The organism is Intestinibacillus sp. Marseille-P6563, assembly GCF_900604335.1.
GTDB lineage: Bacteria > Bacillota > Clostridia > Oscillospirales > Butyricicoccaceae > Butyricicoccus_B.
This window is the reverse complement of the sequence record NZ_UWOD01000002.1, coordinates 549,301-562,630: the sequence shown is the minus strand read 5'-3', so window position 1 is coordinate 562,630 and position 13,330 is coordinate 549,301. Positions and strand designations below refer to the sequence as shown.

10 protein-coding genes are annotated in these 13,330 nt (G+C 60.8%); all 10 read left to right on the top strand.

The window, feature by feature from the left end:
• The first annotated feature begins 15 nt into the window (after positions 1-15).
• The 10 genes from EFB11_RS10845 (at position 16) to rph (ending at position 13,321) form a co-directional block, all read left to right on the top strand.
• Complete coding sequence (locus tag EFB11_RS10845) at positions 16-816, top strand: TrmH family RNA methyltransferase (RefSeq protein ID WP_122790239.1); 801 nt, start codon at positions 16-18, stop codon at positions 814-816.
• Positions 813-2,000 (top strand): DNA-processing protein DprA, encoded by a 1,188-nt coding sequence (gene dprA, locus EFB11_RS10840; RefSeq protein ID WP_122790238.1) that lies wholly within the window; start codon positions 813-815, stop codon positions 1,998-2,000. The genes EFB11_RS10845 and dprA overlap by 4 nt, the downstream gene beginning before the upstream one ends.
• A gap of 72 nt (positions 2,001-2,072) precedes the next feature.
• Entirely contained in the window at positions 2,073-4,481 is a 2,409-nt protein-coding gene (gene topA / locus EFB11_RS10835; RefSeq protein WP_122790237.1) for a type I DNA topoisomerase, read from the top strand.
• A complete protein-coding gene (gene trmFO, locus EFB11_RS10830; protein ID WP_122790236.1) occupies positions 4,471-5,778 on the top strand; it encodes a methylenetetrahydrofolate--tRNA-(uracil(54)-C(5))-methyltransferase (FADH(2)-oxidizing) TrmFO in 1,308 nt (435 codons plus the stop codon). Before topA ends, trmFO begins: the two co-directional genes overlap by 11 nt.
• Positions 5,779-6,798: a phosphate acyltransferase PlsX gene (plsX, locus tag EFB11_RS10825; protein ID WP_122790235.1), complete on the top strand. Its 1,020-nt coding sequence runs from the start codon at positions 5,779-5,781 to the stop codon at positions 6,796-6,798.
• Positions 6,799-6,903: 105 nt separating this feature from the next.
• Positions 6,904-7,131, top strand: a complete 228-nt coding sequence (gene acpP, locus EFB11_RS10820; RefSeq protein ID WP_122790234.1) for an acyl carrier protein — start codon at positions 6,904-6,906, stop codon at positions 7,129-7,131.
• A gap of 65 nt (positions 7,132-7,196) precedes the next feature.
• Positions 7,197-7,874, top strand: coding sequence for a ribonuclease III (rnc, locus tag EFB11_RS10815; protein ID WP_122790233.1), 678 nt, complete (start codon positions 7,197-7,199; stop codon positions 7,872-7,874).
• Positions 7,875-8,062: 188 nt separating this feature from the next.
• On the top strand, positions 8,063-11,644 hold the full coding sequence (gene smc, locus EFB11_RS10810) for a chromosome segregation protein SMC (RefSeq protein WP_122790232.1): 3,582 nt from the start codon (positions 8,063-8,065) through the stop codon (positions 11,642-11,644).
• 18 nt (positions 11,645-11,662) lie between these two features.
• Positions 11,663-12,583 (top strand): signal recognition particle-docking protein FtsY, encoded by a 921-nt coding sequence (ftsY, locus tag EFB11_RS10805; RefSeq protein ID WP_122790231.1) that lies wholly within the window; start codon positions 11,663-11,665, stop codon positions 12,581-12,583.
• Between the two features lie 15 nt (positions 12,584-12,598).
• Positions 12,599-13,321, top strand: coding sequence for a ribonuclease PH (gene rph, locus EFB11_RS10800; protein WP_122790230.1), 723 nt, complete (start codon positions 12,599-12,601; stop codon positions 13,319-13,321).
• The last annotated feature ends 9 nt before the right edge of the window (positions 13,322-13,330 follow it).

The following is a 13,330-nucleotide window of genomic DNA, read 5'->3' as shown; positions in this document are numbered from 1 at the left end:
GAGGGGAACCTGCCTATGACGACGGTCATTGAAAGCAAACAGAATACCACGCTGCGCCATTTGGCGCGTCTGGCGCGCGAAAAGAAATACCGCCAGGGCGCCGGGGAAATGGTGTGCGAGGGCGGCAAGATGCTCGGGGAAGCCCTGGGGTCTGGGGTGCGCATCCGCACCGTGCTGCTGCGCTCCGGGGAGGCGTTTCCGGCCGACGTGTGTGCCGACATCGACCGCGCCGCGGCGCAGGGCGCCCGCATTTTTGAAACCAGCGCGTCGCTGTTTGCGCAGGCCTCCGATGTGGAGACCCCGCAAGGTCTGCTCTTTGCCTGCGAACCGCCGCACCGCCTGGCCGATGACCTGCCGCAAACGCTTTCGGGCGCGGTCCTGCTGGATGGCGTGCAGGACCCCGGCAATCTGGGCACCATCCTGCGTACTGCCGATGCCTTTGGACTGGATGCGGTCATCCTGTGCGAAGGCTGCACCGACTGGACGGCCCCGAAGGTCGTGCGTGCGACCATGGGCGCAGCCTTCCGGCAGCCGGTATACCGCATGCCGCTGGGCGAAGCCATGGCGGCTCTGCGGGCGCGTGGACTGCCTATTTATGCGGCGGCACTGGACACCGACAGCGTCCCGGTCACCGAGGTGCCGCTGTCGTCCGCGGCAGTGATCGTCGGCAATGAGGGCCGGGGCGTGACCCAGCAGGCGCTCGAACAGAGCGACCGCAAAGTCATCATCCCCATGGCCGGTCGGGCCGAATCGCTCAACGCCGGTGTGGCGGCTGCCATCCTCATCTGGGAGATGACCAAGGGGGCGCCGCGATGAACCGGGCCGCGTATTGGCTCTGGCTGGCCGCCAAGGACGGCATGACCGCCCTGGCAAAAAACCAGCTGCTGAGCCGTTTCGGCACCCCCGAACACCTTTATGCGATGACGCGCGCCGAATGGGAAGCCCTGCCGGGGCTGACCCGCAAGCAAATCGACGCTTTGAGCGACAAAAGTTTGGAGCGCGCCCGCGCCATTGCATTCGACTGCGAAAAGTTACACATTCAGATCATCACACAGGCCGATTCGGCCTATCCGGATATTCTGCGCAGCATCCCCGACCCGCCGCTCGTGCTGTACGTCAAAGGCACGCTGCCCGATTTGGAGGGCGTGCCCGGCGTGGGCGTGGTAGGCACCCGCAAAGCGTCGCCCTATGGCCTGCTGGCGGCCAACGAATTCGGCAAGGGCTTGGCCCGGGCTGGGTTTACGGTCGTATCCGGCATGGCGCTGGGCGCCGATGCCGCCGCGGCCCGCGGGGCACTCGAAGCAGGCGGCAAGACCATTGCCGTGCTGGCCGGTGGCCTGAATATCTGTTATCCCCCGCAAAACAATTTCTTGATGGGCGATATCCAGCTGTCCGGGGCGGTCATCAGCGAAAATCCGCCCGGCACCCCGCACGACGGCTTCCGGTTCCCCATCCGCAACCGCATCATCAGCGGTTTGTCCCGCGGCGTTTTGATCGTGGAAGCGCCCAAGCGTTCGGGCGCGCTCATCACCGCCCATCTGGCACTTGATCAGGGCCGCGAAGTGTTTGCCATTCCTGGCACCATCCATGCGCCGAATTCGGTGGGCTGCAATCAGCTCATCCGCGACGGCGAAGCCGCGCTGGTCATGCGGCCGGGCGACATCGCCCAGGCACTCGGCCATGTAGCGCGGCGCGCCCCGGCGATCTCCACCCCGCCGGCGCCTCTGCCGGCTCATGATCTGTGGGATAAAATCCAGCAGTACACCGAACAGCCTGAAACGCCCGCAGAGCCCAAACCGGCAGGCCCGCCCAAAATCCCGGATTCGGTGAACGATACCCAGCGCGAAATTTTGCAAGCTGTGCTCGACGGCGCAGAAACGCCCGAAGAGATTTTGGAAAAGACCGACCTGCCCGCCGCCCGGGTCATGACCGAACTGACCATGCTCGAGCTGGACGGTATCCTGGGCCGGAAAAACGGCGCCATTGTGCGCAAATTTTAACAGGAACACAACCCGGAACCCGTTCCGGAGCAGCCAAAGGCTGGTATAGAACCAATTGGAGGAACAGAACATATGTCAAAACTGGTAATCGTGGAATCCCCGGCCAAGGCAAAGACCATTGGCAAATATCTGGGGTCCGATTATGTGGTCAAGGCGTCCATGGGACATCTGCGCGATCTGCCCAAAAAGAAAATGAGCATTGATTTTGACAACAATTTTGCCCCGGAGTATGTTCCGATCGAGGGAAAGGACAAAATCATCAGCGAACTGCGCAAAGCCGCCAAGGAAAGCGACTTCGTCTATCTCGCAACGGACCCGGACCGCGAGGGCGAAGCCATTTCCTGGCACTTAAAAGAACTGCTCAAGCTCAAGGAAGGGCAGTATAAGCGCGTTACTTTCAACGAAATCACCAAAAACGCTGTGCGCTACGGCATTGAACATCCGCGCGACATCGACCTGGATTTGGTGGATGCCCAGCAGGCGCGCCGCATCCTGGACCGTATCGTCGGCTATAAGCTTTCGCCCTTCCTGTGGCGCAAGGTCAAGCGTGGCCTGTCGGCCGGACGTGTGCAGAGCGTCGCGACCCGTCTGGTCGTGGACCGCGAAAACGAAATCCGCGCCTTCAAGCCCGAGGAGTATTGGCAGATCGATGTCCAGCTCCAGACCAACCAGGGCGGCAAACTCGGCGCGCGCTATTACAGCGACGCGGCCGGGAACCGCGACCTTCCCGACGAGCAGAGCGCGAAGGCGGTCGTGGATGCAGTCACCGGCAAGCCGTTCACCGTGGGCACGGTCAAGAAGGGCAAGAAAAAGAAATCCGCGCCCGCACCGTTTACCACGTCCACCTTGCAGCAGGAAGCCAGCCGCAAGCTGAATATGACGCCCCGCCGCACGATGAGCGTGGCGCAGGAATTGTATGAAGGTATCGAAATCGATGGCCTGGGCCTGACCGGTCTGATCACCTATATGCGTACCGACTCGCTGCGTCTGTCCGACGAGGCGACCGCAGCAGCCGCGCAGTTTATCAAGAGCCGCTACGGCGATGCCTATTATCCGGGCAAGCCGCGCGTCTTTAAGACCAAGGGCGGCGCACAGGATGCGCACGAAGCCATCCGCCCGTCCGACGTGACGCTGGAGCCCGATCAGGTGCGTTCCAGCCTGAGCCCGGACCAGTATAAGCTGTATCGCCTGATCTGGCTGCGCTTTGTGGCCTGCCAGATGGCGGACGCGCTGCTTGACACCATTTCGGCCGATATTTTGAGCGAGGGCTATGTCTTCCGTGCTTCCGGCCATACGGTTGCATTCTCGGGCTTTACGGCTGTGTACGAGGAATCGACCGACGACGAAAAGCAGGGCGAATCGGGTAAGCCGCTGCCGCCCTTTGCCGAGGGTGACGCGCTGACCGCGCTTTCCATTGAGCCCAGCCAGCACTTTACCCAGCCCCCGGCGCGCTATACCGAAGCGTCGCTTGTGCGTGCGATGGAGGAGCGCGGCATCGGCCGTCCGTCCACCTATGCGCCGACCATCTCGACCATCGAGAGCCGCAACTATGTCACCAAGGAAAGCCGCAGCCTGCGTCCCACCCCGCTGGGCGAGGGCGTGACCGGTCTGCTGGTCGATAAATTCAAATCGGTCGCCGATTATGAATTCACCGCCAACATGGAAAACGAACTGGACGAAGTCGAAGCCGGCAAGGAAAACTATGTCGACCTGTTGCGCGGCTTCTACGGCGATTTTGAAACCGCGCTCGACGAGGCCGAAACCTCTATGGAAGGCCAGCGGGTCAAGATCAAGGACGAGGAAACCGATATCGTCTGCGACAAGTGCGGTCGCAAAATGGTCATCAAGATTGGCCGGTTTGGCAAATTCCTGGCCTGCCCGGGCTTCCCGGAGTGCACCAACACCAAGGCCATCACCGAGGACACCGGCGCATCCTGCCCGGTGTGCGGCATGAAGGTGGTCAAGAAGAAGTCAGCGCGCGGCTATGTGTATTATTCGTGCGACAAATACCCCGAGTGTTCGTTCATCACCTGGGATAAGCCGCTGAAAACCAAGTGTCCGACCTGTGATTCGTCGCTGTTCCGTCACACCGACCGTGACTCCAAGGAGGTCACCGATGTGTGTCTGCGCGAGGGCTGCGGCTACAAGGAACTGGTCAAGGAAGGCCTGCCGCCCGAGGAAGCCGAAAAGAACCGTCAGCGCCGTGAAGCGCGCGCGGCTAAGGCGGCCGAACGCGAAGCCGCCAAGGCAGCGAAGGCCGCCGAGGAAGCGGCTGCCGCCGAAGCCGGGGAAGAAGAAAAGCCCAAGAAAAAGGCAGCGGCGAAGAAAACCACGGCCCAAAAGACGACCAAAACAACGGCGAAGAAGACTGCAACCAAAAAGACAACCAAGACCACGGCCAAAAAGGCAACGGTCAAGAAGACCACCAAGGCGGCCAAGGCTGCCGCGACCGAGGGCGAGGAGGCGACCGATGCAGAATAAAGTAACCGTCATCGGCGCCGGCCTTGCCGGATGCGAAGCCGCCTGGCAGCTGGCCGAGCGAGGCATCCCGGTCGTGCTGCACGAAATGAAACCGGAAAAGAAGACCCCGGCCCACCATGCGGACGATTTTGCTGAGCTGGTGTGCTCCAACTCGCTGCGCTCGAACGAACTGACCAATGCCGCCGGCCTGCTCAAGGAGGAACTGCGCCGGTTGGGCGGCTTGGTGATCGCCTGCGCCGACCAGACCCAGGTAGAAGCGGGCGGTGCGCTCGCGGTCGACCGCGAAGCGTTCGCACGGCTCGTAACCGAAAAAATCCGAAATCATCCCAACATTGAAATCGTGCCCGGCGAAGTGACCGAACTGCCGGAGGAGGGCCACGTCATCGTGGCCACCGGCCCGCTGACCTCGGACGCGCTGTTTGATGCCATCCATCGCAAGGTGGGCGGGGAGTTCCTGCACTTTTTCGATGCGGCGGCGCCCATCGTCACCTTTGAATCGATCGACATGGACAACGCCTATTTCGCGTCTCGTTACGACAAGGGAACGGCCGATTACATCAACTGTCCGCTTTCGCGCGAGGAGTTTGACCCCTTCTGGGAAGCACTCACTACGGCTGAGGAAGCCGAAGTCCACGGCTTTGAGGATAAACTGGTGTTCGAGGGCTGTATGCCCATTGAGGTCAACGCCCGCCGCGGACATGATACGCTGCTGTTTGGCATCTTAAAGCCCATCGGCCTGCCCGACCCCAAGACCGGGCGCGACCCGTATGCGGTGTTGCAGCTGCGGCGCGACAACGCACAGGGCACGCTCTATAATCTGGTCGGCTGCCAGACCCACCTCAAATGGGGCGAACAAAAGCGCATTTTTTCCATGATTCCGGCGCTCAAAAACGCCGAGTTCGTGCGCTACGGCGTCATGCACCGCAACACCTTCCTGGATTCGCCACGGCTTCTCGACCATAATTTCGCGCTGCGCGCTGACCCGCGCATCCGCTTTGCCGGACAGATGACTGGCGTGGAAGGATATGTCGAGTCCAATGCTTCGGGCTGGCTGGCCGGGGTGGCGACCGCGTGCGAAATTCTGGGCAAGCCTGCGCCCGACCTGCCGTCGACCACGGCCATCGGCGCGCTGGGCAACTACGTTTCCAACGAAACGGTCGTAAAATTCCAGCCAATGAACATCAATTTTGGTATTTTGGAGCCGCTTGGCTATAAAGTCAAGGGCAAGCGGGAGAAAAACAAACAGATTTCCGAGCGTGCGCTCGAGATCATCGACAGCTTGAAGGGGGAGTTTTGAGTGAAGATCGCAATGGATGTCATGGGCGGCGATAATGCGCCCCTCGCACCCATCAAGGGCGGCGTGATGGCGGCCAAGACCTATGGGGAGGAAGTCCTGCTGGTTGGCCCGGAGGATACCATCCGGGGCATCCTCAAGGAACAGGGCGCGGAAAATACGCCCGGCATTACGATCGTTCATGCCCCTGACGTGGTGGACATGCACGACGACCCGGCGACCGTCCTGCGCCAGAAGCCGCAAAGTTCGATGGCCGTAGCGCTCAAGCTGGTTAAGGACGGCCAGGCTGACGCCATCGTGTCGGCCGGTTCGACCGGTGCGCTGCTGTCCGGCGCGACGCTCATCTGTAAGCGCATCAAAGGCATCCGCCGCGGCGCGCTCGCGCCCGTGATGCCGTGCGCCGGCGGGCAGGTCATGCTGGTGGATGCGGGCGCCAACACCGAATGCACGGCTGAATACCTGCTCCAGTTCGCCTTCCTGGGCTCGCTGTATGCCGAGAAGATTCGCGGCATTCAAAAGCCGCGCGTTGGTCTGGTCAACAACGGCACCGAGGATTCCAAGGGCGACCCCATGCGCAAGGAAGCCTATGCGCTGCTCAAGGCTGCGCATGACGCAGGCCGCATCAATTTTGTCGGCAACGTCGAAGGCAGCATGGTGCCTCTGGGCGCGTGTGATGTGGCCGTGTGCGACGGCTTTGCGGGCAATGTCATGCTCAAGACCATTGAGGGCGTGGCCAAGTTCATGGCAGGCGAAATCAAGAAGATGTTCATGCGCTCGACTGGCTCCAAGATCGGCTATCTGCTGTGCAAAAAGGGCGTCGATGAGTTTAAGGAGCTGTTTAACCAGGATATGGTCGGCGGTGCGCCGTTTTTGGGCATTGCCCATCCGGTCATCAAGGCGCACGGCTCGTCCAATGAAGTTGCGTTCATGAACGCCGTACGGCAGGCCATCGCCTACACCAAGAGCGGCATGATCGCCGAGGTCGAGCAAAACATCGGCCACATGACCCTCGACAAGACTTAAGAAAAATTTCCCTTTTCCTCTTGACAGACCCCCAGGGGGCTTATATCATCAAATTGGGAAGCCCCGTTTCGGGGCACAAATCGAAGAGAAGGGATGGACGCATGCATGGTTTTTGAAAAATTGTGTACACTGCTGTCGGGGCAATTCGGCGTCACACCGGATGCGATCACCATGGATACCGCATTGCAGGATGACCTGAATGCCGACTCACTCGATTTGGTCGAACTGATGATGACCATTGAGGAGACGTTTGACGTGGGCCAGATCAGCGAAGACGCGGCGGCGAACATCCATACGGTCGGCGACATCGTGCGCCTGATCGGAGAAGAATAAGCAAAACGGAGAGCCCACCGGTGGGCTCTTCGGTTTTATCGGAAAATGCAGAAAGGTAGGAGCGAATGCTGAAAGAAAAAATCGGATACCGGTTCCGCAATCCGGTGCTGTTCCGCAAGGCGATGACCCATTCGTCGTATGCCAACGAGCAGCGCGCGCGGCACCTGCAAAACAACGAACGGCTTGAGTTTCTTGGCGACTCCGTACTCGGCTTTGTCACGGCCGACTATCTTTACAATCATTTTCCCGACCTGCCGGAAGGGGAACTGACCAAACTGCGCGCAGCCGTGGTCTGCGAGCAGGCATTGTATGAAGTCGCCAAGGAACTTGGCATCGATCAGGAGATCTGTCTGGGACGGGGCGAAGAAGCTGGCGGCGGCCGGCACCGGCCTAGCATTTTGGCTGACGCGGTCGAAGCGCTGCTGGGCGCCATCTACCTCGATGGCGGCATCGAACCGGCGCGCGCGTTTGTGCTCAGCTTCATCCCGCGCAAGGCGGATGAAGCGCGCCAGGGCCGCATGTTCAAGGACTACAAGACCACCTTGCAGGAGATCGTGCAGAAAAACCGCGAGGAAACGTTGGAATACCGTCTGGCAGGCACCCATGGTCCTGACCACGATAAGACGTTTGAAATGGAACTGCTGCTCAACTCCAACGTCTTTGCCAAGGGCATGGGACACAGCAAAAAGGAAGCCGAACAAATGGCAGCCAAGCAGGCGCTTGAGCTGATGGGATACCGGTAAAACAAGCCGGTTGGGCATACGTGCGCCCAACCGGCTTTTTCCTGCTTGGCAAAGCTTCGGGAAAATGGCCGCCATTTGGTTCCAATTTTCTGTCTAAAATGTGAAAATTGGCGGGCGCGCGTTGATTCTAAGCCCCAAAAGTGATACACTGATAACAACATTACTTCTGTCTAAAATGGGGACATTGCATGGTTTTAAAGAGTTTGCTGCTGCAAGGGTTCAAATCGTTTCCCGACAAGACCGAGATCCGCTTTCTGGGCGGTATGACGGCCATTGTCGGCCCAAACGGCAGCGGAAAATCCAATATATCCGACGCCCTGCGCTGGGTGCTGGGCGAGCAGTCCTCGCGGTCGCTGCGCGGTGCCAAAATGGAGGACGTCATCTTCAGCGGCACCCAAAAGCGGGGACCGCTCGGCTTTGCCGAGGTTTCGCTCATCCTGGACAATTCCGAGGGTGTCTTTGCCTCTGAACACACCGAGATTATGGTCACCCGCCGATATTACCGGTCGGGGGAGAGCGAATATTTCCTCAACAAGCGCCATTGCCGCTTAAAAGACATCCATGAACTGTTCATGGACACCGGTCTGGGACGCGATGGCTATTCGATCATCGGCCAGGGCCGCATTGATGAGATTTTATCGCTCAAAAGCGAGGACCGGCGCGAGGTCTTTGAGGAAGCGGCGGGCATCACCAAGTTCCGCTACCGCAAGGAGGAGGCCGAGCGCAAGCTGGCTGCCACCGAGGACAATCTGGTGCGCATCCGCGACTTATACAGCGAACTGGAAAATCAGGCCGGGCCGCTCGGCAAGCAGGCCGAAAAAGCCAAGCAGTTTTTGCTGCTGCGCGACGAACTGCGGGTGATCGAGGTTTCCCTGTGGCTGCAAGAGCTGGAAGGGCTGCACCGCAGCACCGAAAAGGGACAAGCCGACCAAGCGACCTGTCAGGCGCAGCTTGCGCAGGCGCAGCAAGCGCTGAACGACCTATACCAGCGTGCCGACGCGCTCGCGGACGAGATGCGCAAGCTGGACGTCGAGACCGACGGCCTGCGGCGCGAACTGCACGCCTGTGAACAGCGTACCGCCGACCTGCAAAGTCGCTGCGCGGTGTTGCAGGCTAACATCCAAAACGACCGGGACAACATCGCGCGCGCGATGCTGGAGGAGACCCGGCAAAGCGAACAGGCCGCCGCGCTGGCCAGCCAGCAGGCCGAGCGTCAGAAGCACTGCGAACAACTGGACGCCGACCACAACAAATATCAGGACGAACTGCGGCAGGTGCAGCAAGCCATCACGCAGCAGGAACAGGCCAAAGCCCGTTCGGCGGGTCTGCGGGACACGCTGCGCGAGCAGATCGATGTGTGCAAGGGTGCGCATTTTCAGCTCGAACTGGCTCAGACAGCTGCACAGGCCGGTCTGGATGGCATGGACGGCCGGCGCGACACCCTGGGCCGCGATTTGGACGACACCGAACGCCAGCTCGCCGCCGAGGAAGCCGTGCAGGCCGGGTATCAGACCAAGCTGACCGCCTGCCGCGAACAGGCGGCCCGGGTCAAAAACCAGTTGGCTGGCATGGCCCAAAAGGCCGGACACCGCAAGCAGCACGCCGAAGAACAGGCAGCCGCTCTGGCATCTGCGCAGGCGGCCCTGACCGACTGCGACAACCGCATCCGCATGCTGCGCGACATGCAAAAGGAATATGAGGGCTTTTCCCGCGCGGTCAAGCTGACCATGAAGCGGGCCGAGAGCGGCGCGCAGAAGGGCGTCCATGGCCCGGTATCGGCCCTGATTTCGGTCGATGGCCGGTTTGTGACCGCCATTGAGACCGCGCTGGGCGCGGCGTCGTCCCATATCGTCGTCGAAACCGCACAGGACGCCAAAGCGGCCATTGCGTTCTTAAAACGCAGCGACAGCGGCCGCGCGACCTTCCTGCCTATGGATACCATCCGGCCGGCATCGCTCAAGGAGAGCGGTTTTGCCGAGAGGCCGGGCTGCTACGGCGCAGCCGATGCGCTCGTGACCTGTGCGCCGCCGTACCGCGCCATTGTGCAGAACTTGCTGGCGCGTACAGTCGTAGCTGAGGACATGGACGCTGCGCTGGCCATTGCCAAAGCGTATCATCACCGGTTCCGTATCGTCACGCTCGACGGTCAGGTCATCCAGGCGGGCGGCGCGATGACCGGCGGCTCGGTGTCCAAGACTTCGGGCGCGCTGGCGCGCACCGAAACGCTGCACCGCCTGACCGCGCAGCGGGATACCTTACAAGCCAAGGTGGGGCAGGCCGAACTCGACCTCATCCACGCCAAGAAAGCCGCCGCGGCGCTGGAAAACGACCAAAAGGTCTTACAAGCCCAGGCCGCGCAGACCCAGGAGGAAGAAACCCGCCTGACAGCCATGCTGGCCCAGCACGGCGCGCTGCTCGACAGCGTGCGCGCGCGGCGGGATGCGCTCCAGCTCGAGCGGGACAATCTGGCCGAGGCCAAGCAGACCTATGAAGATACCATCGCGCAAAAGCGCGCTGCGCTCGAAGCAGGCAAGCAGCAGATGCAGCGATTGGAAACCGAATGCACCGCGCACGAAGCCGCGCTCGCCAAGGCCGAAGAAGCGCTGACCGCCTATGCGGCGCGGTCGGTCGCGCTGCGTACGGCTGCGGCCGAGAACCGCACCGAAGCAGCAGCCGAGCGGCGCGCGCTGGACGATTTGCGCCGGCTCCAGCAGGAGATGGAGAACGGTCTGCAAAATGCCGCGCAGATGCGCGAAGAATTTGCTGCCAAGATCGAACAAAGCACCAAGGAACTCGAGCAGGCGCGCACCGATGCACAGGCCGATGGCGCTCGTGCGCAGCAGCTGCGCGCCCGCATCACCCAGGCGGCCGGGGAACGGATGCAGTTCGAAGGGCAAAAGACCCAAGCTGACAAACAGGCGCAGGCACAAAATGAGGACATCCGCAACCTGGAGCGCGAAAGCGCCCGGCTGGATGCTCAGCTGGCCCAGTACAAGGAGCGGGAAAATCAAATCCTGACCCGCATGTGGGAAAATTATGAACTAACTCCCACACCGGCGGCTGCCGTAGCGCAGCCGCTTGAGGATACCGCGCAGGCGCAGACGCGCGCGCGGTCGCTGCGCGACCAGATGCGCGCACTCGGCAACGTCAATCTGGATGCCGTGGAAGAATACCAGGCGCTCATGGAGCGGTTTACGTTCCTCGGCGAACAGAAAGACGATCTGGAAACCGCACAGCGTGATTTGTACAAGGTCATTGATCAACTGACCACGCAGATGAAAGAGGTTTTTGCCTCGGAGTTTGCCAAACTTAACACCTACTTTGGACAGACCTTCCGCGAGATTTTCGGCGGTGGCCATGCCGAATTGCAGCTGGCCGATACGTCGGATATCTTAAACTGTGGCATCGATATCCTGGTGTCGCCGCCCGGTAAGGCGGTCAAAACCATTACCCTGCTGTCGGGCGGGGAAAAGGCATTTGTGGCTATTGCGCTCTATTTTGCGATTTTAAAGCTGCGGCCCACGCCGTTTTCGGTGCTCGACGAGATCGAAGCCGCGCTGGATGATGTCAATGTTGCACGCTTCGCGCAGTACGTCAAGCGCCTGAGCGACCGCACGCAGTTTATCGTCATCACCCACCGCCGCGGCACCATGGAAGTGGCCGATATGCTTTACGGCGTGACCATGCAGGAGCGGGGCGTCAGCCGGATGCTCATGCTCAACCTGGCCGAAGCCGAAAAACAGTTTGGAAAAGAAATGAATGAAAATTAGGAAATAGAAGGAGTTCGTATGGGATTTTTTGATAAGATCAAATCCGGCCTGAAGAAAACCACCCAGGCAGTCACCCAGCAGTTTGAGGACATCATGGCGTCGTTCGTCGCCGTGGATGACGACCTGCTCGACGAGTTGGAAGAAGCGATGATTCTGTCCGACCTGGGCGCAGGCGTGGCCGCCAAGGCGCGCGAAGAAGTCAAAACACGCGCCCAGCACCAGAAGGTCGGCACGGCCGCTGAACTGCGCTGCCTGCTCAAGGATGTGCTCACCGACATGATGCTCGAGGACACCGCGCTCGACCTGTCGGGCAGCCCGGCGGTCATTCTGGTCATTGGCGTCAATGGCGTAGGCAAGACCACGTCCATCGGCAAGCTGGCCGCGCGCTATGTGTCCGAAGGAAAGCGGGTCATGCTGGCTGCTGCCGATACCTTCCGTGCCGCCGCTGCCGACCAGCTGGAAGTCTGGGCCGGCCGCGCGGGCGCGGACATCGTGCGCCACGGCGAAGGTGCCGACCCGGCAGCTGTGGTCTTTGACGCGATCGCAGCGGCTAAGGCGCGAGGCTGCGATATCATCATCATCGATACCGCGGGCCGTCTGCACAATAAGGCCAACCTCATGAACGAACTGGCCAAAATCGACCGCATCCTGACCCGTGAACTGCCCGATTCCTCGCGCGAGACGCTGCTCGTACTCGACGCGACCACCGGACAGAATGCCGTGCACCAGGCCGAAGAATTCAACAAGGCCGCCAAACTCACCGGCATCATCCTGACCAAGCTGGACGGCACCGCCAAGGGCGGCATCGTGGTCGCCATCTCGGCGGGACTGGGCGTACCGGTCAAACTGGTCGGCGTGGGCGAGGGCCTGGACGACCTGATGGATTTCAACCGTTCGGATTTTCTGGAGGCGCTGCTGCCGCCGCTGGATGAAAACTAAAGGAGAAACGATTTTATGGCAAGACCTGATTTGCGGCGCAACGACGAGATGCGCAAGGTAAAGATCACCCCAAACTATACGTTGTATGCCGAAGGCTCGGTGCTCATCGAGATGGGCAACACCAAGGTCATCTGCACGGCTTCGGTCGAGGGTAAGGTTCCGCCCTTTCTGGAAGGGCAGGGGCTGGGCTGGGTGACCGCCGAATATGCGATGCTGCCGCGTGCGACCCATACGCGCAAAAAGCGCGACATCAAATCTTTGAAGCTGGACGGTCGTTCGTCCGAGATCCAGCGGCTGATCGGCCGCGCGCTGCGGTCGGTGGTAGACCGTGCGGCTCTCGGGGAACGTCAAATTACCGTTGACTGCGACGTTATCCAGGCCGACGGCGGCACCCGCTGCGCGTCCATCACCGGCGGCTTTGTCGCACTGTGGCTGGCCTGCAAAAAACTGCTCGACGAGGGCAAGATCGAAAAAATGCCGCTGACCAGCCAGGTGGCGGCGGTGTCAGTCGGCATTTATGAAGACGAAGCCATTTTGGACCTCAACTATGCCGAGGACAGCCACGCAATCGTGGACTGTAACGTGGTCATGACCGGCGCGGGCGACTTTGTCGAGATTCAGGGCACGGGCGAGGGCCGTCCGTTCACCAAGGACGAACTCAACCGTCTGCTCTCGCTGGGCAAGAAGGGCACCGCCAAGCTGTGCCGTGAGCAGAAGAAGATCACCGGCGAACTGTAAACAAGGAGG